Genomic DNA, 23,422 nt, shown 5'->3' with positions numbered 1-23,422 from the left:
TGAATCCTGATGTTATGTTGTTTGATGAACCTACTTCTGCCTTGGATCCTGAAATGGTGGGAGAGGTGCTTAAAGTTATGCAAGATTTAGCTGAAATTGGTATGACGATGGTTGTCGTAACACATGAAATGGGATTTGCAAAAGAAGTGGCTGATCGTGTGATTTTTATGGATGGTGGCTATATTGTTGAAGAAGGCGAACCAGAAGCTATTTTTGATAATCCTCAACACGAAAGAACGCAAGACTTTTTAGCTAAAATATTGTAACCATTTTGAGACTGTGTTTATTAATTACCATATAAAAAGGAACCTGCGATACTTTTATCGCAGGTTCCTTTTTTGAGTTGATTATTGTTTTATTCACTTGGTTCAACATGAACTTTTGTATCGAAGACACCAAAATCATCTGCTAATAACTGTTCGACCTGTACTGTTAATTCATGGCTCCTTTTAACGGTCATTTCTGGGTTTGTTTTTATAATAACATCTACATGAATAATAGTCCCATAGGTTCTGCCCTTAATGGATTCAACTTCCAAAACTTCAGGCAAAGTGAGTATCGTTTGCTTGAATTCCTTTAAATCATTTTCATTGAATCCATCGGACAATTCGAAAGCACTTTCTCTGAAAATCTCAAATGCGGTCTTCAATATAATAAGGGAGACGATAATGGCCATTGCACTATCTAACCAAGCCATGTTGAAATTAGAAGCAAAAATAGCTATAGCGGTTGATAAACTGATTAAACTATCGTTGAAAGTATCTTTAGATGCAGCTTGTAAAGATTTGCTTTTTTGTTTTTTTGCGAGTTTGTTGTTATATAAATAAATAGCCATCAAGACAATGCTTGAAAATAGACCTACATACCCTGCAATTAAGTCTGGAGAAGTCTTTTCAGGTACAAAAAGATGTTCTACTGCAGAAATAAGGACTTCCAGTCCCACAGCTAGCATAATGAACGAAGTAACCATGCTTGCAACTGTTTCAGCTTTCCAGTGTCCATAAGGATGATTGTCATCTGGCGGTCGTCTAGCCAGCCTTAAACCAATCAGAACAGCAATCGAGGCAATTGTATCTGTCGTATTGTTTAAACCATCTGCCCTCAAAGCGCTTGATCCAGAATAGTTCGCTATAATTAATTTTAGTATAGCAATAAAAAGATAGGTCACAATGCTAAGCACCGCTCCACGTTCAGCAAGTTTTAATTCCTCATAACGATCTTTTATCATCGTCAAACTGTTCGACGTCCTTTCAAAATGAAATTAAGTAATAGCATTTAGTTTACCTAAAGTTAAGCTGAATAGCAATTAGTTTTTGTTCGGACAAAAAAGCTGAGATTAGGACAGAATGTCTTAATCTCAGCTGCAAGTGTAATTATTTTTTTCAACATAACTTTTCAAAAAGTAGTTTTATTTAAGCAATCCCTCAGCTGTAACAGGTTTTCTCCAAAGACCAAGAATAACTGCTGAGATGATTGTTCCAATAGCTAAGGCTACTAAAAATAAGAACCAGTGATTTGAAAGAGCTACAACAAATATACCACCATGTGGTGCGGGGATAGTAATATCCCATAATTGAGTTAATCCACCAGCAATTGCTGCTCCCACAACAGAAGATCCGATCGTACGAAGAGGATCAGCAGCTGCAAAAGGAATAGCTCCTTCAGTAATAAATGATAATCCCATTACGTAGTTTGTAACAGCAGATTTCTTTTCATCATCGTTAAATTTATTTTTAAAGAATGTGCTAGCTAAAGCGATTGCTAGAGGTGGAACCATACCACCGGCCATGACTGCAGCCATCAAGCTGCCGTCTCCAGTATCTGTAAAGATCCCAATCGAGAAAGCATAAGCTGCTTTATTGAAAGGACCACCCATATCGATAGCCATCATTCCTCCTAGTAAGGTACCTAAGATGACTGCGTTAGCCGTACCCAAGTTTTCTAAGAAAGTAATCATTGCAAGATTGATTGTTGCGAAAATAGGTCCAACAATAAAGAACATAAGTGCACCAGTAATCAATAACCCAAGAATAGGGTAGAAGAGAATCGCTTTTAAGCCATTAAGAGATTTTGGTAATCCATTTAACGCTTTTTTCAAAGCTAAAATCGTATAACCGGCTAAGAAACCTGCAGCAAGACCGCCTAGGAAACCAGCATTACTATTTACAGCAAGCAACCCACCAACCATACCAGGCATTAAACCAGGACGATCTGCAATGCTTAACGCAATGTAACCAGCTAAAATAGGAATCAAGAAATTAAAGGCGTTAGATCCAACAGTATTTAAGAATAAGAAAAGAGAGTTTGTATCGCCTAAAAAGCTTTCAACTAAGAAAGAGATGGCCATCAATATTCCGCCACCGATAACAAATGGCAACATAGTAGATATTCCATTCATTAAATCTTTGTAGACACGGTTGATCCATGTTCCTGATTCTTCTTCATTCGATTCACCTTTTTCTCCATTTGAAGAAAAGATCGGCGCTTGTTTATTCATTGCTTTGGTAATTAATTCTTCAGTTTTACGAATACCATCACTGACCGGACGTTGTAAAACAGGTTTGCCATCAAAACGAGCTAATTCAACTTTTTTATCAGCTGCAATAATCACACCATCAGCTCTTTTAATATCTTCAGCTGTTAATTTATTTTTGATTCCGTCAGAACCGTTTGTTTCGACTTTGATTTCAACACCCATTTCAGCGGCTTTTTTCTTTAATGCATCCTCAGCCATATAGGTGTGTGCAATTCCAGTCGGACAAGCTGTTACAGCTATAACAAAAGGTTTTTTACCTTCTTGATCTAGAGAAGGAGAAGTCGTTTCTTCAATTTCAGCTGCAGCTTCTTTTTCTTGTACTTCTTGAGCAGCTGCAAAAAGAGAACGAACTTCTTCAGCAGATTTTGCTTCTTTTAAAGATAGAACGAAATCTGGGTGGATCAATAAACGAGAAAGATTTGCTAACGCTTGTAAATGAGTATCGTTTGCGCCTTCTGGAGCTGCAATCATAAAGAACAAATGAGCAGGTTGGCCGTCTAATGAATCATAGTCAACACCATTTGTACTTTTAGCGAATAAAACAGTTGCTTCATTTACAGCAGTTGTTTTAGCATGAGGCATAGCAATTCCGTCTCCTAAACCTGTAGAGGTTAAAGATTCACGGTGCATGATCCCTTTCTTAAATAGGTCAGCATCATTGATGCGATCGTTTGCTTTTAAGCTCGCGATCATTTCATCTATCACGCCTTCTTTAGTTGTTGATTGTAAATCCATTATCATAACATCTTTGATCAATAAATCGTTGATATTCATAGTTGTTTTCCTCCTAAATCAATTTTATAAAGTTAATTCTGTAATTGTAACCTTAGTTAATAAAGCTTCGATTTCCGTTTTAGTTGCTAGGTCATCTGAAAATGCTGTAGCACTTCCAGTGGCCACGCTTTTTTGAAAAGCTTTTAACGGATCTTTCGTATCAACTAATGCCCCAACAAATCCAGCAATCATAGAATCTCCAGCTCCTACAGAATTTTTTACAATTCCTTTAGGAACAGTCGCTTGATAAACACGTTCGTTTGTAAAGAATAGAGCTCCATCACCAGCCATTGAAACTAAGGCATATTGAGCACCTAAGTCAATTAGTTTTTTGCCATGAACGATAATATCTTCCAACGAATGGAATGTAGTATTAAACAACTCGGCTAACTCATGATGATTTGGTTTAACTAACAACGGTTTATGCACTAAGGCATTTAATAATTCAGAACCGGTTGTATCAATTACGAAATCTGCTTGTTTTAAAACAACTTTTGCAATTAGTTTTTGATAAAAATCTTCAGGTAGAGAAGGGGGCTTGTTTCCTGAAAGGATGATGATATCCTCAGCTGTTATTAAATCGACTTGACTAATTAATTGATCTGCTTCGGTTTGTGTAATAACCGGACCTTGAGCATTTAACTCTGTCTCAGTATCAGACTTTAATTTAACATTGATACGTGTATCGCCTTCAATAGAAACAAATTGCGTGTGGACGCCTTCTTTTTCTAGCCAATCAGCAATGAAATTACCTGTGAAACCGCCTAAGAAACCTAAAGCCGTTGAGGGTTGATTAATGTGGTTTAACACACGAGAAACATTGATTCCTTTGCCACCAGGAAGTTTTATATCGTTATCCATACGATTTAATTCACCTAATTGTACGGAAGGAACATGTACAATATAGTCAATTGATGGGTTTAATGTTACTGTATAAATCATGATTTTGCCTCCAATATTGTTGTTGTATTAAAATAACTCTCATAAATCTTAGGAGATAGATGATCTGTGATAATCAATGCGTCATCGATATTACAAACCTTTACAAAAGTAACTTTATTAAATTTTGTTTCATCAGCAAGAATATACGTTTTTGAACTATTCATAAATGCTTGTTGTTTAACGTTAGCTTCTTCTGGATCAGGCGTGGTAAAGCCATGATCTTTATCGATACCATTCATTCCCAAAAAAGACTTATTAAAACGATAACGAGATAATTGTTCAACACTAGTGGTTCCAACGATTGCTTGTGTAGTATTCTTCAGCTTTCCGCCAATGAGCAAAACATCATTATTTTGATCTGCAAGCAACAGAGCATGCTGAACAGCGTTGGTTACAATACGAATATTTTTTTCTTTTAAAAAAGGAACCATAAAAAAAGTAGTTGATCCTGCATCTAAGAAAATAGTGTCTCCATCTTCAACAAAAGAAGCGGCTAACTCTGCAATTTTTTCTTTGTTGTGAATGTTTTTGACTGATTTTTCAGTAAGAGATTGCTCTTGTTCAACAGTATATACTCTTTTTGCGCCACCGTGCACACGTACAAGTTTACCTTGTTCTTCAAGCGAAGCGAGATCGCGTCGTATAGTGGATTCTGAACAATCCATTTCTAACATAAGTTCTTGGGACTTAATAACTCCATATTGGTTTAATTTTTCTAATATGAAGTTGTAACGTTCTTCAGTAAGCATTATATCCCTCCAATAGCGCTACTTTACCACCAAAAACAGTCAAAAGCAATCAAAAATAAACCGATTTCATCATTTTTTAATTGCTTTACAAGCAGGATAATACTATAGAGAATTTTAACTAACGTATACCAGATAGAACAATAAAAACAAAACGCTAGTGTTTTTAAAACATTAGCTAGTATACCAGTTCGATATTACTAACATTAGATGAATAAGATATACTTGTAAACTCAATGAAAAAAAATTAGCTGGATCAAAATTACTCAAAATAAAAACTCTGTGTTATTAATCAAATAATAACTTGTTATGATGCTCATTTAATCAATAAATCTACTTTATTAGTTAAACGGAAGCTCATTTTAGTGCTTATTTAATCATTAAACTCACTTTATTAGTTAAACAGAGTCTTATTTGGCATCTGTTTAATCAATAAACCTAAACGAAAGTTTTTTTCACTTTGAAGATAGACAGAATAGGGCCAGAAAACAAAAGTAGAGGCTCGGAATCATTATCCCAGCCTCTACTAACGAACTATCTAATTGTGGTAACTATTGTTAACATAGTTTTTAATCTATTACTTCAACAGATTCAATTTTAACCTCTTGCAAAGGTTTATCAAGCGAATCAGTTTCAACTTCACTTATGGCATCAATCACATCCATGCCTTCAATTACTTGACCAAAAACGGTGTAGTGCTGATCAAGGGAAGGATAGCCTCCTGAAGTATAGGCCTCTAATATATCATCAGGTGTAGTAGAAGGGTCAGCAGACGAACTCACATCTACCGGATTTTGAACAATGTAAAATTGACTGCCTATTGAAACCGGAGCATTTGTTTTTGCCATTGCTAAAGCCCCACGGATATGGAATAACTGAGGGGATATTTCTGTTTCGAATGGTTCGCCCCAGATGCTCTCTCCGCCAGTACCGTCGCCTTTAGGGTCTCCGCCTTGAATCATAAAGTTGGCTAAGACTCGGTGGAAGATCGTCTCATCATAGTAACCTTCTTTACTATGTGTAATGAAATTTTCCACTGCTTTTGGTGCCAAATCCGGAAAGACTTTAACTTTGATCAGTCCAATAGAGGTGGTGATATGCACTTCAATCTCATTTTCACCTACTTCATTAGTAAGTTGCGGCAAATTTACCGGTTGTTCATTAGTCGAAGTGGATTGATTAAGTGAGCTTTCAGGATTAAACATGGTCGTGAAACTTGCTCCAGTGCTCTTTGATAACGTATGGATTCCAAAAAACATTAAGCCTATTGCAAATATAAATAAGGTAGATCCGATAATGTAACTTTTCTTTCTTTTCATGGTGCACGTCCTTTTAGTCTTTAAGCCGTTTCGCTTAATATTAAAAAAATTTACTTTTCTGTCTAAATGAGTATTCAAATAGAAAATGTCCTAGTAAATCATACTACAAATGAGAAAATAATTAAATAGTTAAAATGAAATGATGGTATAATGAGTGAAGCAGAATCAGATATTTTCAATTTGAGCTATATAGAAGTAAAGTCTGGCAGTATCCTCATATAAAAATAGACAAATGCATCAAATAGACGTACAATAGATAATGGACTAAAATTGGGTATACTGAACGTATTTCATTTTTAGAGGATATGTGATAATTGGCTTTCTTGTTTACATCTTGGAACAAATGTAATATTAAGATTCAGCGCCAGATCCATTGTGTAACCTAGAAAATAACTAAATCTCATACACTTAAAAATGAGGAGGAAAATAAAAATGTCAATGTTTTTAGATCAAGTAACAATTAACGTAAAAGCGGGAGATGGCGGTAACGGAATGGTAGCTTTCCGCCGCGAAAAATTTGTACCCGATGGAGGCCCTGCTGGTGGAGATGGTGGAAAAGGTGGAGATGTCGTTTTTATCGTAGACGAAGGTTTGCGTACATTAATGGATTTCCGATTTAACCGTCACTTTAAAGCTGAAGATGGCGAAAATGGCATGAGTAAAAACATGCATGGTCGTGGAGCAGGGGACAATGTCATTAAAGTGCCACCTGGTACAACGGTTAAAGAAGCAGAAACAGGCAAGGTTTTAGGTGATCTCGTTCATCATGGACACAAACTTGTTGTAGCTAAAGGCGGACGTGGCGGTCGTGGAAACAGTCGTTTTGCTACACCTAGAAATCCGGCTCCTGAAATTGCTGAAAACGGTGAACCAGGAGAAGATTATAAAATTGAAATGGAATTAAAAGTTTTAGCTGACGTAGGATTAGTTGGTTTCCCTTCAGTTGGAAAATCAACACTACTTTCAGTTGTTTCCGCTGCTCGACCTAAAATTGGGGCTTACCATTTCACAACTTTAGTGCCCAATTTAGGAATGGTTCAAACACCAGACGGACGTAGTTTTGTTATGGCAGATTTACCAGGGTTAATTGAAGGAGCTTCTCAAGGAATTGGTTTAGGAACACAATTCTTACGTCATATAGAGCGTACTCGTGTTATTTTACACGTTATCGATATGAGTGGAAGCGAAGGTCGTAATCCATATGACGATTACGTTGCCATCAACAAAGAATTAGAAACACATAATTTGCGTTTAATGGAACGTCCACAAATTATTGTTGCTAACAAAATGGATATGCCTGGAGCAGAAGAACATTTAATTGAGTTTAAAGAAAAAATAAAAGCTCTTAAAAAAGATGAGTACGAAGAAGATCTTCAAATATTTGCTATTTCTGCTATTACACATAAAGGAACGCAAAATTTATTAAACGCGACAGCTGATGTATTAGATGTAACACCAGAATTTCCGTTATATGAATTGGATCAAGAAGAAGATACTGTTATGTATAAACATACTCCTGAGGAAAAAGGATATGCTATTACAAGAGATCCTGACGCTACATGGGTATTGAGCGGAGATAAACTTGAAAAACTGTTCAAGATGACCAATTTTGATCACGATGCTTCTGTTTTACGATTTGCTCGTCAGTTAAGAACGATGGGAATTGATGAAGAGATGCGTGAACGTGGAGCAAAAGATGGAGACTTAGTACGTATCTTGAAATACGAATTTGAGTTTGTTGAATAAAATGAAACTAAAACGACCAAGCAATCAACTTTTTGATTGCTTGGTCGTTTCTTTTTCACCTCATTATCGCTTATTTAAGAAAAGTTTGGTAAAATATGTCGAACGGTCAAGTACAATTTTGGAGTTAAATGAATGATACTTTAATGGTTAGGACAGGATGAAATGGAATTATTATTTTTAGGTACAGGTGCAGGAGTACCTGCAAAGCAACGAAATGTAACTAGTATTGCACTAAAATTATTAGAAGAACGAAACACCATTTGGCTTTTTGATTGTGGAGAAGCAACGCAGCAACAAATTTTACATACCACTTTAAAACCGCGTAAAGTCGATAAGATTTTTATTACACATTTACACGGAGATCATATTTTTGGATTGCCTGGTTTTTTAAGCAGTCGCTCTTTTCAAGGGGGAGACGGTCCATTAACCATTTATGGTCCTGTGGGAATTAAGAATTATGTCCAAGTGTGCCTGAAAACTTCAGGAACTATTTTGAAGTATCCGCTACATTTTCATGAAATTACCGAAGAAGGTATAATTTTTGAAGATCAGAAATTTAAAGTCATTTGCCGTAAATTAAAACATGGCATTCAGTCTTTTGGCTATCGTATTGAAGAAGCTGATCACCAAGGAATGTTACAAGCCGATAAAGTGAAAGAAGCCGGTATTCCTTTTGGTCCGATGTATGGAAAATTAAAACAAGGTGAAACGATCACCTTAGAAGATGGTCGAACTTTTAATGGGAAAGAGTTCATCGGTGAAACTCAAAAAGGCCGTATTGTGACCATTTTAGGTGACACTAAGAAAACAAAAAATAATGTATTGCTTGCTGAAAATGCCTCTGTTTTGGTTCATGAAAGTACATTTGACGGAGCGAATCGTAAAATGGCAAGAGATTATAACCATTCTACGAATTTAGACGCTGCAGAAGTTGCTAAGGAAGCCAATGTTGCTAAATTAGTGTTGACTCATATTAGCGCTCGCTATTTAGGTAGAGACGTTTATTTATTAGAAAAGGAAGCACGAAAAGTATTTCCTAATACTCAAATTGCGAATGATTTTGATGAAATTGATATCCCACTTATTAGAACAGATAAATAAAAACATAAAAAGGAGCTTATGATGAAAAAAAATATGGATACGCTTAGAGATAAAGTTGTTTTTATTACTGGTGCTTCAACTGGATTAGGTGAAAAAATTGCTTATGAAGCTGCAAAAAAAGGGGCTATTGTGGTCGTTAGTGCTAGAAGAGAAGACCTGCTTTTACAAGTTAAGGAAAAATGTGAACAACTATCAAATAAACCGGCTTTTGCTTTTGGGTTAGATGTTTCAGATCCTGAGCAAGTAAAAAAAGTAATCAATGACATTTACCAGACTGTCGGAACAGTTGATGTTCTTGTCAACAACGCAGGATTTGGCCACTTTGAAGAAGCTTTGACCTTTGATATGGATATCGCAGAAAGAATGTTTCGCGTAAATGTTTTAGGTCTAATGTATGTAACTCAATTAGTTGCAATTGAAATGGCTGAAAGACAACAAGGTCACATTATCAATATTGCTTCTCAAGCTGGGAAAATGGCTACGCCTAAATCAACTATTTATTCTGCAAGTAAATTTGCTGTTATTGGTTATTCAAATGCATTGCGTTTAGAATTAAAACCGTTAAATATTTTTGTAACAACAGTCAACCCAGGCCCTATTGAAACAAACTTTTTTGATATTGCAGACGAAAGCGGAACTTACTTAGAAAAAGTTGGTCAGTTGGTATTAAATGCTGAAGTTGTTGCTGGTCGCATTGTTTCTTTAATGGGAACACCTAGAAGAGAATTAAACATGCCAGCACTATTAGAAATTGCCGGAAAATTTTATACTCTTTTCCCTCGCATCGGAGATTACTTAGCGGGCGATCTGTTTAACAATAAATAAAGCGATAAGCATTTTCATAGTGTTCATACGGATTACTGTGTTAAAATAACTCTATAAAATAGAACGAATGAGTCTATTTGAAAGGAGACGTATACTTTATGAAAAAACAATGGGGGACAATTGTAGCACTTATACTTATTGTAATCGTAGCATTTTTTGCTGTTTTAAATGTCGAGTCAGTTCCAGTTAGTTTTGGTTTTACAGAAGTAACTTGGCCTTTAATTATGATTATTTTAGGATCGTTATTTATTGGAGCTTTAACGACTGTTCTAATTTCTACTAGTACGACTTATCGAAACAAAAAAGAGTTGAAAAATGGTAAAAAAGAATTAGAAAATGCAGAAAACAGAAAAGAAGAAGCTGTTGCTCGAATCAGAGCAGAATATGAGGATAAATTAACTCAAAAAGATTTTATCATTAGTGAGAAAACAGATAAAATCAACAGTCTAGAAAGAGAATTGGTCAATCGTATGACACAAACAACAGTTACTTCTTCAAACGGACCAACTGATTCAGTACCAAAACAATAAAAATGGGATTATTTTGATAAAAAAAGAATAAACTTCAGTGTTTATTCTTTTTTTATTTGTGTTGAATTTGTTTCTAATTCAGCAATCTAGTATGCAAAACTAGTTTGTCTAGTGAAAACAATTGTGTTAAACTATTACTAACAGAAATGAGATAAAAAGGTGATTATATGAATAAAATTGAGGAAGATCTATTAGAATGGTCAAATGAAATAAGCCAGTATACTTTTCCGAGATGGAAAGAATTACCTGATTTTGATCTTTATATGGATCAAGTTTTAAATCTGATTGAACGTTACCTATCTATTTTTAAAGTGAGTGATCAAAAACAAATTATTACTTCGTCGATGATCAATAATTATGTTAAATTAGGATTGATTCCTCCTCCAGTAAAGAAACGATACACAAAAAAACATTTAGCGTATTTAATTGCTATTTCGATTTTAAAACAAGTGGTTACGATTCCTGAAGTTAAAGAAGGTATTCTTTACCAAGCGTCAATAAGTGGGATTAGAGAAGCGTATGATTTGTTTTGTACCGAGCAAGAGTATGCTTTAAGAGCTGTTGCTTCTCATATCAAACAGGCGGATAAGAAACCGTTATTGCCAGATAGTACAGATAATACAACGCTGATCGTTCGAACTGCCACAATAGCTGTCGCTACAAAAATTGTCACTGAGAAAGTTCTCTATTTGGCTCATGTACAGCAAGAAGAGAATGAAAAAAACAAAAATAAAACCAAGAAGTTGGAGGAATAAACATGAACAAACAAAAAATAGGGTTCTTAGTTGATTCAGGTTCGGATGTTCCTATAGATATCGTCAAGAAAGCCGATATGAAAGTCATTCCTTTAAAAATCATCTATAAGGATAAAGAATACACCGATAAAGTAGATATTCATGCGCAAGATGTATACGATCGTTTAGAACAAGAAATACCAAAAACTTCTTTACCAAGTGGTGAAGTGATTAGTGAGATGTTACAAGAATTTAAAAATGAAGGTTATGAAAAAGTTATTGCTGTTACCATTTCAAGCGGACTAAGCGGCACAAACAATATGGTTCGTTTAATGGCTGAAAATGTTGAAGGACTAGACGTTTTTACTTTAGACACCAAGAACATTGGAATCGGCAGTGGTTTTTTAGCTATTCAGGCTGCAGAGTACGTTGAAAAAGAGTTGGAATGGGAAGTTATTAAAGAAAAATTAAAGCAGGATGTAAAAAAATCTAAAATATTTTTCCATGTGCCAACTCTAGAATATTTGCAAAAAGGCGGACGGATCGGATTAGTATCTTCTATCTTAGGAAATGTTTTAAATTTAAAACCGGTTATTTCTTGTAATGATAATGGAATCTATCATACAGTTGCAAAAGTGCGCGGAAATAAAAAAAGTATTCAACGAGCTATTGATCTAGCAACTGAATTTGCAGGAGATGCAAAAAAATATCATTTAGCAATTGCTTATGGTGGTAAGACAGCCGAAGTCCAAGTTGACGATATTCGACTAGAACTTAAAAAGAAATTGCCAAACTTTGTTACAATATTTGAAGATCAAATCAGTCCGGCTCTAGGAGTGCATACGGGTCCTGGATTAATTGGGATCGGTGTTCACATTATAGAAGATTAGTACGGAGTTAAATCAGTCAATTAAAAGATCGGGACAACTTGTCCGGTCTTTTTTTGTTATCCCAGTGATGATCCATTAGATAGTTGAATTAAGCTGAGTTTGTTCAATGACAATTCATGTTCTATTTTAAAAGGAAGAAATACTATATCTATACCTATAATTTTTGATATAATGGTGCAGTTAGGAGTGAAGTAATTTGTTGAAATCACGTACAAACTGGAAATTAAAAGAACAAAACAATAACACTGATCTAGCAACAGATCTAAGTAAAGCATTAAACTTGTCTCCTTTGTTTATTGAATTGTGTTTACAAAGAGGCCTAGATTCTAGAGAAAAAATAGAACGATTCATCAAACCTGATGAAACATGGATCTATGACCCTTATTTGATGTATGACATGGAAAGTGCGGTTTCTCGGATCACAGATGCGGTTGAACAAGGAGAGCAGATAACGATTTATGGCGACTATGATGCAGGTGCGATACGTTCACAAGTGAAAAGTTTGTGCACATGTCTTTAGTTTTGCTATGACATGGAGAACTGATCAAATGAGAGTTGGAATGAGAGAGTAACGTCTTGAAACGGCTCCCCTAATCCTCCGATATGCTTTTGGATAGGTAAAAATCTAAAAAAGTATAAAGCTCGGTGAAGTCAGCTGAAAAAAGCCGTAAGTAAGGTAATTTCCTTACACGAAAAAAGTCCAGAGGTGGATTGTGCTTTTGATAGGCTGGGGGTCTTAGAAATTATCTATGGTTAGAATGTTTCTTAAAAGGAAACTGACGAATCTTCGAATGTACGAGTCGATACGTAAGCGATGTAGAAATGCAGCGCTAAGATTGCGCCTTAAGCCAATCTTATTGCATGTGGTAGAGTAAAAATCTGACGTTATGAAATACCATATTATCTTAAAGGGATAATCAAGTGCAACGGCCCATAGAAGAAACCTAAGGATATATAGAACAAGATAATTTGATTGGAACGTATGAAGCTTAGGATGTAGATGCTTTTACCAGCAAATGAAACAGTTTAGACGAAAATCTCGTAAGAGTACAATAAGCTAATTTACCTAAGTGAAAGTAGAGCCATAGTACCGATGAAGCTATGATAACAAATAGTGGAGGGAGGGGCTCGAATCGATTTAGACTGTCTTTATAAACTAGAGTGGCACAGTGATTAGATAATTTCAATTCAAATAAAAGAATTTTTTTCTAACCACAAGCTTATAGCAATTATACATTTTATCTAATTTGCGTTAGGCAACTTTAAGTCTAGAGAGTCTAAAACGATGGAACGCCGTGTGAGGTGAAAGCCTCACGCACGGTGTGGAGTGGGGGAAAACCAGGAGATCAGTTCAAATGGTTACCTATCACTATATGGCGTCACAAGTACAGCTGTTTTAAAAGAAACGATCGAAATGATCGGTGGAGAAGTCAATTACTACATTCCCAATCGTTTTACAGATGGATATGGACCTAATGTAGCAGCGTTTGAACGATTAATCGAACAAGGGACACAATTGATCGTCACTTGTGATAATGGTGTTGCTGGACATGATGCTATCGATCGGGCAAAAACATTAGGAATAGATGTTATTGTAACGGATCACCATGAGTTACCGAGCACGTTGCCCGCCGCTTATGCTGTCATTCATCCTAGACACCCAAAAGGTTCTTACCCTTTTGGAGAATTATCTGGAGTGGGGGTTGCTTTCAAATTAGCAACGGCTTTATTAGGAGAAATACCGATAGAATTATTGGATTTAGTTGCATTAGGAACAATAGCCGATTTAGTCTCGTTAACAGATGAAAATCGCGCTTTAGTAATGCAAGGTTTGGTTGTTTTACAAAACACCCAACGCATTGGCTTATCTGCTTTATGTAAATTAGCAAAAATAAAGCGTGAAGAAATTGATGAAGAAACAGTCGGTTTTATTATAGCACCGCGCTTAAATGCTGTTGGACGACTAGGAGATGCCTCTCCAGCTGTCGAATTGTTGACGACTTTTGATGATGAAGAAGCAGCCTCGCTAGCACAAATGATTCAAGAAAAAAATATCGAACGTCAAGCTTATGTTTCTACTATAACGAATGAAGCATTTGATATGATTGAAAAAAGTGATGTAGATTCAGATGTCTATGTTTTAGCAAAAGAAGATTGGCATGAAGGCGTCTTAGGTATTGTGGCTAGTAAAATTGTTGGTAAAACTGGAAAACCAGCTTTGGTTATGAACATTGATCCAGCTAAGGGTTTGGCTAAAGGTTCTGGTAGGAGTGTCCCAGCATTTCATCTGTATAATGCATTAGATACTGTTCGAGAATTCACCACTACGTTTGGTGGACATCATATGGCTGCTGGTTTGACTATTCCAGTAGAAAATATCGAACGTATTCAAAATGAACTGAATCAATATGCAGTCGAAAATGGAGCATCACAAGAGTTAGGTGAAGAAACACAAATAGACAGCCAGTTGACCATCGAAGAAGCAACGGTAGAAGTAGTTGAAGAATTGAAGCGTTTGGCTCCTTTTGGTACGGATAACCTTAAGCCAACATTTCTTTTTAAAAACGTAGAATCTCAAGATGTTCGTCGAATTGGCGGAGACCAAGCTCACTTAAAAATGAAACTGGCAGAAGGCAACGCTTTTCTAGATGTGATTGGTTTTCAATTTGGACCTGTTGCGGAAGAAATAGGACTACATTCAGCTATTTCTGTAGTTGGAAAATTAGCTATCAATGAATGGAATGGTTCACGCAAAACACAATTGATGTTAGAAGATTTAGCCATTGAAGGCGTACAAGTCTTTGATTCTAGGAGTACACATATACCGTCAACCTTATGGAAAACTGAAGAAGCAGATTTTGTCTTTTTTGATCAACTAAATGTTGAAAAATACGCTCATCTTTTACCGGAGACGAGTTACAGTCATGCATTGACCACTCCTGAATCTTTTTCAAAATTTGAAATGAGAACGGCTCAATTGATTTTTGTCGATTGCCCTTCTGATATTGATTCAGTCAAAGAGCTTTTAGGTCACTCTATTCCCGAAAAAATTATTGTTTGTTTCTATAGCCGAGAAGAATTGTATTTAAATGGGATGCCAAATCGAAGTCAATTTGGACAAGTCTTTAAGTATACGGCAACACATGTCGATATTGATGTTCGGAACAAACTGAACTTATTAGCTACTCATTTAAAAATAAAGGAAAATAATTTAATTTTTATTATTTCAGTGTTTTTAGAGATAGGATTTGTTACAATAACAGATGGTGTTATGAATGTCGTTAAAGACGTTCAGAAAAAAGAATTAGAGCAAGCAGCAGCTTATCAAAAACGACTAAAACAAATTCAATCTGAAAACTTTTTTGTTTACAGTCATTTTTCTGAGTTGGAGAATTGGATGAAACAACAAATAAAAGCAACACCTTAAAATTGAATGGAGGAAAAGTTTCAATGGATTTAAAAAATTATATTGCAGATGTCCCTGATTTTCCTGAAAAAGGCATTATTTTTCGTGATATTTCCCCTTTAATGGCGGATGGAGAAGCATACCGTTTTGCCACGAACGAAATTGTGAAATACGCTAAAGACAAAGGCGTTGAAATGATTGTTGGGCCTGAAGCGCGCGGCTTTATTGTTGGCTGCCCGGTAGCTTATGAAATGGGAATTGGCTTCGCTCCTGCACGTAAAAAAGGGAAATTGCCTCGTGAAACGATTGAAGTTACGTATGGTTTGGAATACGGAAAAGATACCTTGCAGATCCATCAAGATGCCATTAAACCTGGGCAAAAAGTTCTTGTTTGTGATGATTTATTAGCTACTGGCGGAACGATCGCTGCAACAATCGAGTTGATCGAAAAACTTGGTGGAATAGTTGTTGGAACTGCTTTTCTAGTTGAATTAAAAGACTTAAACGGCCGTGACAAAATTAAAGGATATGATATTTTAGCTTTAATGGAGTATTAACACCATTTAACAAAAAAGAGGAGAGACGTTGTCTTTCCTCTTTTTTGCGCTATTTTTTTGTAAAAAATGACATTCTCCTTTAATTGCGGAAATTATCTATAGAATATGAATGTTTTGCAATGAAAAAGGAGAGTGTGACATGCAAACAACTAGTTTAAATCAGATGCTATTTCATTTAACATTATGTAAAGGAATTGGTGCAACGAGCCGCATTCGTATGCTCTCAGCCTTAATAGATAACCCCTATTTATCCGCTTATGAGCTAGCTGGTTGTGCTCAACTAAATTCAATCAATACAAGAGTATTTATGGATAGTTTTGCTGCTGTTGATTTAGAGAAAAACTTAGATGAGTATGATAAAAAGCAGATCAAATGGATATCTATTTTGGATCAAACTTATCCTGAGTACCTAAAGCATATCTATAACCCACCGGCATTATTATTCTATCAAGGAGACCTTTCATTGCTCAATCAGCAATTACTTGCTATCGTTGGATCTCGTTTGACTAGTTCGTACGGTGAAAAAGCATTAGCTCTGTTATTGCCCGAATTGATTAGTCATGAGATCACAACGGTAAGCGGATTAGCTAAAGGAATTGACAAAAAAGTCCACCAGAAAACTATTGAACTAGGTGGACGGACGATTGGCATCATAGGGACGGGATTAGATCACTACTACCCGTTTGAAAATGAATCGTTACAAAAAGAAATCGCCAGAAACCATTTACTGATCTCTGAATACCCATTAGGAACTAAGCCGTTAAAACACCATTTTCCGATGCGCAACCGAATTATTGCGGGTCTTTCATTAGGGACATTGGTCATTGAAGCTAAGTACCGCAGTGGCAGTTTGATTACAGCTAATCTAGCCTTGCAAGAGGGGCGTGAAGTATTTGCAGTGCCTGGAAATATCACAAATCCTTATTCAGAAGGCACCAATGATCTAATCCTACATGGCGCAAAATGTGTCTTAATGCCACAGCATATTTTAGAAGAACTTAAATAGATAAAGAGAACTTCAAAGAAACAGTTGAGCTGTTTCTTTGAAGTTTTTTTAGCGCCTACAATAAAAGTGTGAAATGATAAAAAAGGAAAGGGTTTCAAGGGGAGAAAACTGTTTTTTTCTTCTATTATATGCTATCTATTTTCACAAAAATAAATAAGGATGGTTGACAAAGTGCCTAAAGATAGCATAAGATGATTAACGATTTCAATTATAGATTAGAGAACGACTGAATTAGTAAAAAACTACGCTCATTTGAGAGGAGCATTTCATTGGCATATAAATACCTGGTGATTGTTGAATCGCCTGCTAAAGCAAAAACAATTGAAAAATATTTAGGTCGAAATTATAAAGTGGTCGCCAGCTTAGGACATATCCGCGATCTTCCTAAAAGTCGGATGGCAGTGGATGTTGAAAATAACTACCAACCTGAATATATTTCTATTCGAGGAAAAGGCCCATTAATCAAAGAGTTAAAAAAATATGCAAAAAAAGCTGAAAAAGTTTTTCTCGCAGCTGACCCGGATAGAGAAGGGGAAGCTATTGCTTGGCATTTGAGTTTTTTACTAGGGCTAGATGTAACAGATAAAAACCGTGTAGTGTTTAATGAAATTACCAAAGATGCCGTTAAAAATGCATTTAAAGAACCTCGTTCCATTGATATGGATTTAGTAAATTCACAACAAGCTCGAAGAATATTAGATCGACTTGTCGGATATACCATCAGTCCTATTTTATGGAAAAAAGTAAAAAAAGGATTAAGTGCTGGAAGAGTTCAATCCGTAGCGCTAAAATTGATTTGTGATCGAGAAAATGAAATCAATCAATTTAAACCTGAAGAATATTGGTCAATCGGTGCCAACTTTAAAAAAGACAAAAAGAAATTTAAAGCCAATTTCTATGGACTAAAAGGCAAGAAAAAGGATTTAAAGAATGCCCAAGACGTACAAGAAATTATCAAACAACTAGATGGCGATCAGTTCGAAGTGCTATCTGTTACTAAAAAAGAACGGATGAGAAACCCAGCTCTTCCTTTTAAAACAAGTAGTTTGCAACAAGAAGCAGCAAGAAAATTAAATTTCAGAACGCGTAAAACGATGATGGTTGCACAACAACTCTATGAAGGTATCTCAATGGGGCGCGGTGGTGCTGTCGGACTGATCACTTATATGCGTACGGACTCTACTCGAATCGCTGCTTCCGCAAAAAGTGAAGTTGCAGAATACATTATAAAAGAATTTGGACCTGAATACGCAGCTTCTAAACCCCGAACAGGAAAAAAAGCTGAAGGTGATCAAGACGCCCATGAAGGTATTCGACCATCTAGTGTGTTAAGGACACCAAAGGAAATTGAAAAATTCCTGACAAAAGATCAATACAAATTATACAATCTTATTTGGTCGCGATTAGTAGCTAGTCAAATGACACCAGCCGTATTTGATACTATGAAAGTAGATATTGCACAAAATGATGTGTATTTCAGAGCAAATGGTTCGAAAATCAAATTTCCTGGTTACCAAAAAGTTTACATTGAAGGTAACGATGAAGGAAAAGAGGAAAAAGAGAATCTTTTACCTGATATGAAAAAAGGTGATCAAGTTAAATCAGTAGATATTGAACCAAAACAACACTTCACTCAACCGCCTGCTCGTTTTTCCGAGTCGACTTTGATTCGTGTGTTAGAAGAAAATGGTGTAGGTAGACCCTCTACTTATGCTCCGACTTTAGAAACGATTCAACGTAGATACTATGTTAAACTACAAAGCAAACGGTTCGAAGTAACGGAATTAGGCGAGATCGTTAATGGACTCATTAATGAATTCTTCCCTCAGATTGTTGATGTTCACTTTACAGCAGATATGGAAAAAGATCTGGATGAAGTTGAAGAAGGGAATAAGGAATGGCCTAAAGTTATCGATCAATTCTACAAACCCTTTGCGGTTGAAGTTGAAAAAGCGGAAGAAAATATGGAAAAAGTCCAAATCAAAGATGAACCTGCTGGATTTGATTGTGATCTTTGTGGCCATCCAATGGTAATCAAACTTGGACGATATGGAAAATTCTATGCCTGCAGCAATTTTCCGGATTGTCGTAATACCAAACCAATCGTAAAAGAAATCGGTGTTACTTGTCCTGTATGTGGTGAAGGGCATGTCATTGAACGAAAATCTAAGAAAAACCGTATTTTTTACGGATGTGATCGTTACCCAACATGCGAATTCGTTTCATGGGATAAACCGGTCGGTCGGAACTGTCCTAAATGTGAGCATTATTTAGTTGAAAAGAAAGCAAAAGGCAGCAAACAAGTAGTCTGCAGTCATTGTGACTATAAAGAAGAACTACAAAAATAACTAAAGCAAAAAAGAACTAGTTAGGCAGAGTGATACTCCTCTTGCTTAACTAGTTTTTATTTATATCTAAAGGTAAAAAATAAAAGATTATTCATTTAACAGCAAAGATTAAAGCAGAAATGAATTGTTTTAAAATTCAATTAATTTAATTCTTTATCGATTGTAATCTAAATATTTGTATGATAAAGTAGCTTTGTTGTAAGAGTGGAGGGATTATTTTTGGTAGATCAAACAATTAAAAAAACTTTTTTGCAATATTTGATTACCGAAAGACATTATTCTGAGCTGACAAAAAAAGCTTATGAGGAAGATATCACTCACTTTGAATTGTTTTTAAATCAAACGGGAGATGCTGATTTTAGTAGCGTAACTCTTCAAGATGTCCGGATCTATTTAGGTGAATTAAACGAACAAGGATTAAGCCGCAATAGTGTTTCAAGAAAAATTTCTAGTTTACGAGCATTTTATCAGTTTTTATTAAAAAACCAATTGACTCAAGATAATCCATTTTCTTATATTCATTTAAAAAAGAAAACGCTTCGTTTGCCTAAATTCTTTTATGAAAAAGAAATGGATGCTCTTTTTGAAGCTGTAAAAGGAGAAAGGCCGCTTGATTTTAGGAATGAAGCCATCCTCGAGGTCCTTTATGGAACAGGAATACGTGTGAGTGAATGCAGCGGGATCACATTGAAAGATATTGATTTTGATTTAAGTGTGCTATTGATCCATGGAAAAGGGAATAAAGAACGATATGTACCTTTTGGACATTATGCAGCGGTTGCTATACGTGAGTATATGGAAAAGAGCCGTACTCCATTAATGGCAAAATACCAAAAGGATCATTCCTTTTTATTTGTGAATCATCATGGCGATCCAATAACGTCTACTGGAATTGAATATATATTAAATCAAGTGATTAAAAAAAGCAGTTTAACATCTGATATTCATCCGCATATGCTGCGTCATTCTTTTGCGACCCATTTATTAAACAATGGAGCAGACATGCGAACCGTTCAAGAATTGCTTGGTCATGCTAGTTTATCGTCAACTCAAATATACGCTCACGTAACAAAGGAACGATTACAAAAAAATTATCGTCAATTTCATCCAAGAGCTTAGGAATGGATAACTGACTGGAGGAAAAAATAATGACAGAATTTCATGCAACAACTATTTTCGCGATTCAACATAATGGAAAAAGTGCAATGGCAGGAGATGGCCAAGTAACCATGGGTGAACAGGTCATCATGAAAGGCACGGCACGCAAAGTTCGCCGCATTTACAATGATGAAGTACTTGTTGGATTTGCTGGTAGTGTAGCGGATGCCTTTACGTTAGAAGAAAAATTTGAAAGCAAATTACATGAATATAAAGGGAACCTCACTCGCGCTGCAGTAGAATTGGCTCAAGAGTGGCGTTCAGATCGTGCAATGCAAAAATTGGAAGCTTTATTAATCGTGATGAATAAAGAAGAAATGTTAATGGTTTCGGGTGGCGGTGAAGTTATTCAGCCAGACGATGGAATACTTGCGATCGGTTCAGGCGGAAACTTTGCACTTGCAGCTGGAAGAGCGTTAAAAAAACACGGTAAAGACCTAACAGCAGCCCAAATTGCTGAAGAGAGCTTAAACACAGCTGCTGACATTTGTGTTTTCACGAATCATAATATTATTGTGGAAGAATTATAAGGAGTGAACGAAATGATGACTAAAGAGAATATGACTCCAAAAGAAATTGTAGCCGAGCTAGATAAATACATTATTGGACAGGCAACCGCTAAAAAATCGGTTGCTGTAGCTTTGCGCAATCGTCAAAGACGCCTAAAACTAAATGAAGATATGCAAAAAGAAATCACACCTAAAAACTTATTGATGATTGGAGCAACGGGTGTAGGAAAAACAGAAATTGCACGTCGTTTAGCAACGATCGTTCAAGCACCTTTTGTAAAAGTTGAAGCAACTAAATTTACAGAAGTCGGGTATATCGGAAGAGATGTTGAATCTATGGTTCGTGATCTAGTGGAAGCGTCTATTCAAATCGTAGAAAAACAACAATACTCTAATGTCTACACTCAAGCAGAACGAAACGCCATCGAACGGATTGTAAAACTATTGATACCAGGGATCAAAAAAGAAAAGAAACAAAGTACTAGTGCTAATCCTTTTGAAAGCATGTTTAAAAATATGGGTATTGATCCTAACCAAGTTAACCCGCAAGCAGAAGAAGAGGAAGAAGAAGTAACCGAAACTATTTCTACCGACCGTGAAAAAATGAAACAACAAATTCGTAATGGTCTATTGGATGATAGAGAATTGACTGTTCAAGTAGAAAGCCAAAAGAAACCAGTGAATTCTCCTATGGGAGCCGGATTGGAACAAATGGGTATTGACTTGAATGAAACATTAGGTGCTTTACGTCCAAAACAAAAAACCAAACGTACCGTTACCGTGAAAAAAGCGATTGAACTCTTTATTCAAGAAGAATCTTCAAAATTAGTCAATCCAGAAGATATTCAATCCATGGCTGTTGATTTAGCTCAAAACGCAGGAATCATTTTTATTGATGAATTTGATAAAATTACGTCTAAAAATGAAAATAGCGGAACCGTTTCTAGAGAAGGTGTTCAACGTGACATTTTACCGATTGTAGAAGGTTCTCAAGTGACTACAAAATACGGTCCTATTCAAACAGATCATATCTTGTTTATTGCTTCCGGTGCTTTTCATGTCGCTAAACCAAGTGATTTGATTCCTGAATTACAAGGAAGATTCCCGATTCGTGTAGAGTTAGATGATTTAACAAAAGAAGATTTTGTCAAAATTTTAACCGAACCGAATAATGCGTTGTTAAAACAGTATATTGCCATGTTGGGAACTGAGAATGTTACTATCACTTTTACGTATGAGTCCATTGAACGATTAGCAGAGATAGCTTATCGAGTTAATCATGAAACAGATAATATTGGGGCAAGACGCTTGCATACAATTTTAGAAAAATTATTAGAAGATTTATTGTTTGAAGCTCCAGATATGCAAATGGGAGAAATCACCATCACAGAAAGCTATGTAAATGAAAAAATTGAACACATTGTAGCAGACAAAGATTTAAGTCGCTACATTTTATAAAAGATTGATGGAGGCTTCACATGAATGATTTACTGCAAAAAATGCGTAAAATTAATTATTTGTTACAAACTAAAGGCGGCGTAGTAAAATCCGAGTCTTCACCCGAAGGAGTATTAGCGTTTAATGATATGGCAATCGTGTTAGGGGATATTCTTAATGCCAACACGTATCTGATCGACGACGCTGGGACACTTTTAGGCTACCATGAGAAACACGAAATCAATAACGAGCGTGTTAAACAAATGCTTATTGATGAAAAATTTCCTATGAAGTATACCCGCAGCATGCTAGAAATCTATGAGACCAGAACAAATATTGGCATCGAAAGCGATTATACCGTCTTTCCTATCGAAACAAGAGATATGTTTGTAGAAGGCTTAACTACGGTTATCCCTGTTTTTGTGGCAGGAGAACGGTTAGGGACTTTGTTGCTTGCACGCTTGAACCAAGTATTCGATGACAATGATCTCATACTCGGCGAACATGCCGCAACTGTTGTTGGAATAGAAGTCTTGTATAAAAAGTCTACACAGATCGCAGAATCAGCTCGAAGTATGGCTACTGTTCAAATGGCGATCAAGACGTTGTCTTATAGTGAACTAAAGGCGATAAAGGCTATTTTTGAAGAATTAGACGGTACAGAAGGTCGAATCACTGCTTCCAATGTTGCGGATAAAGTAGGAATCACCCGTTCTGTCATTGTTAATGCTTTGCGTAAGCTAGAATCAGGTGGAATTATTGAATCTCGGTCTTTAGGCATGAAAGGAACGTACATCAAAATACAAAACACAAAGTTTATTGAGGTATTAGAAAAAGAATCGATTTATTGATGCGTCA

At 35.9% G+C, this 23,422-nt stretch carries 21 protein-coding genes; 16 read left to right on the top strand and 5 right to left on the bottom strand.

Annotated features, from left to right (window positions below):
• Positions 1-266: ATP-binding cassette domain-containing protein (locus tag ABS911_RS09190; protein WP_502880520.1), on the top strand; the 266-nt coding region annotated here is incomplete at its 5' end.
• Positions 267-355: 89 nt separating this feature from the next.
• Here the strand turns inward: ABS911_RS09190 and ABS911_RS09185 are convergent.
• The 5 genes from ABS911_RS09185 to ABS911_RS09165 all read right to left on the bottom strand — a co-directional run bounded on the left by ABS911_RS09185 (position 356) and on the right by ABS911_RS09165 (position 6,317).
• The gene (locus ABS911_RS09185; protein WP_350467313.1) at positions 356-1,228 is read right to left on the bottom strand and encodes a cation diffusion facilitator family transporter; all 873 of its coding nucleotides are present in this window, start codon (positions 1,226-1,228) and stop codon (positions 356-358) included.
• A gap of 180 nt (positions 1,229-1,408) precedes the next feature.
• Positions 1,409-3,310: a PTS fructose transporter subunit IIABC gene (locus ABS911_RS09180; RefSeq protein ID WP_350467309.1), complete on the bottom strand. Its 1,902-nt coding sequence runs from the start codon at positions 3,308-3,310 to the stop codon at positions 1,409-1,411.
• A gap of 24 nt (positions 3,311-3,334) precedes the next feature.
• Positions 3,335-4,252, bottom strand: a complete 918-nt coding sequence (pfkB, locus tag ABS911_RS09175; protein WP_350467308.1) for a 1-phosphofructokinase — start codon at positions 4,250-4,252, stop codon at positions 3,335-3,337.
• Positions 4,249-5,001: a DeoR/GlpR family DNA-binding transcription regulator gene (locus ABS911_RS09170; protein ID WP_350467307.1), complete on the bottom strand. Its 753-nt coding sequence runs from the start codon at positions 4,999-5,001 to the stop codon at positions 4,249-4,251. Before ABS911_RS09170 ends, pfkB begins: the two co-directional genes overlap by 4 nt.
• A 566-nt stretch (positions 5,002-5,567) precedes the next feature.
• On the bottom strand, positions 5,568-6,317 hold the full coding sequence (locus ABS911_RS09165) for a peptidylprolyl isomerase (RefSeq protein WP_350467306.1): 750 nt from the start codon (positions 6,315-6,317) through the stop codon (positions 5,568-5,570).
• A gap of 438 nt (positions 6,318-6,755) precedes the next feature.
• Here ABS911_RS09165 and obgE point away from each other — a divergent pair, with 438 nt between their 5' ends.
• From obgE to codY, 15 genes are all read left to right on the top strand, one after another.
• Positions 6,756-8,063, top strand: a complete 1,308-nt coding sequence (gene obgE, locus ABS911_RS09160; protein ID WP_350467312.1) for a GTPase ObgE — start codon at positions 6,756-6,758, stop codon at positions 8,061-8,063.
• Positions 8,064-8,225: 162 nt separating this feature from the next.
• A complete protein-coding gene (gene rnz, locus ABS911_RS09155; protein WP_350467305.1) occupies positions 8,226-9,164 on the top strand; it encodes a ribonuclease Z in 939 nt (312 codons plus the stop codon).
• A 21-nt stretch (positions 9,165-9,185) separates the two neighbouring features.
• Positions 9,186-9,989: an SDR family NAD(P)-dependent oxidoreductase gene (locus ABS911_RS09150; RefSeq protein WP_502880519.1), complete on the top strand. Its 804-nt coding sequence runs from the start codon at positions 9,186-9,188 to the stop codon at positions 9,987-9,989.
• Between the two features lie 98 nt (positions 9,990-10,087).
• Positions 10,088-10,519 (top strand): LapA family protein, encoded by a 432-nt coding sequence (locus tag ABS911_RS09145; protein ID WP_350467304.1) that lies wholly within the window; start codon positions 10,088-10,090, stop codon positions 10,517-10,519.
• Between the two features lie 167 nt (positions 10,520-10,686).
• On the top strand, positions 10,687-11,274 hold the full coding sequence (locus tag ABS911_RS09140) for a DUF1836 domain-containing protein (protein WP_350467303.1): 588 nt from the start codon (positions 10,687-10,689) through the stop codon (positions 11,272-11,274).
• A gap of 2 nt (positions 11,275-11,276) precedes the next feature.
• The gene (locus tag ABS911_RS09135; protein WP_350467302.1) at positions 11,277-12,143 is read left to right on the top strand and encodes a DegV family protein; all 867 of its coding nucleotides are present in this window, start codon (positions 11,277-11,279) and stop codon (positions 12,141-12,143) included.
• 196 nt (positions 12,144-12,339) lie between these two features.
• Positions 12,340-12,663, top strand: coding sequence for a single-stranded DNA exonuclease RecJ (locus ABS911_RS09130; protein ID WP_350467301.1), 324 nt, complete (start codon positions 12,340-12,342; stop codon positions 12,661-12,663).
• Between the two features lie 807 nt (positions 12,664-13,470).
• Complete coding sequence (recJ, locus tag ABS911_RS09125) at positions 13,471-15,570, top strand: single-stranded-DNA-specific exonuclease RecJ (protein WP_350467300.1); 2,100 nt, start codon at positions 13,471-13,473, stop codon at positions 15,568-15,570.
• Positions 15,571-15,593: 23 nt separating this feature from the next.
• Positions 15,594-16,106 (top strand): adenine phosphoribosyltransferase, encoded by a 513-nt coding sequence (locus ABS911_RS09120; RefSeq protein ID WP_350467299.1) that lies wholly within the window; start codon positions 15,594-15,596, stop codon positions 16,104-16,106.
• Between the two features lie 139 nt (positions 16,107-16,245).
• Entirely contained in the window at positions 16,246-17,112 is an 867-nt protein-coding gene (gene dprA, locus ABS911_RS09115) for a DNA-processing protein DprA (protein ID WP_350467298.1), read from the top strand.
• 269 nt (positions 17,113-17,381) lie between these two features.
• On the top strand, positions 17,382-19,460 hold the full coding sequence (gene topA / locus ABS911_RS09110; RefSeq protein ID WP_023178015.1) for a type I DNA topoisomerase: 2,079 nt from the start codon (positions 17,382-17,384) through the stop codon (positions 19,458-19,460).
• A gap of 219 nt (positions 19,461-19,679) precedes the next feature.
• Entirely contained in the window at positions 19,680-20,579 is a 900-nt protein-coding gene (xerC, locus tag ABS911_RS09105) for a tyrosine recombinase XerC (RefSeq protein ID WP_034536726.1), read from the top strand.
• A gap of 29 nt (positions 20,580-20,608) precedes the next feature.
• Entirely contained in the window at positions 20,609-21,148 is a 540-nt protein-coding gene (gene hslV, locus ABS911_RS09100; protein ID WP_023178012.1) for an ATP-dependent protease subunit HslV, read from the top strand.
• Between the two features lie 15 nt (positions 21,149-21,163).
• Positions 21,164-22,585: an ATP-dependent protease ATPase subunit HslU gene (gene hslU / locus ABS911_RS09095; protein WP_350467310.1), complete on the top strand. Its 1,422-nt coding sequence runs from the start codon at positions 21,164-21,166 to the stop codon at positions 22,583-22,585.
• A 20-nt stretch (positions 22,586-22,605) separates the two neighbouring features.
• Positions 22,606-23,415, top strand: a complete 810-nt coding sequence (codY, locus tag ABS911_RS09090; protein ID WP_034536721.1) for a GTP-sensing pleiotropic transcriptional regulator CodY — start codon at positions 22,606-22,608, stop codon at positions 23,413-23,415.
• Positions 23,416-23,422: the final 7 nt, after the last annotated feature.

It is taken from the genome of Carnobacterium sp., assembly GCF_040274425.1.
The sequence above is the reverse complement of the archived record's forward strand: the minus strand, read 5'-3'. Positions and strand labels throughout refer to the sequence as shown.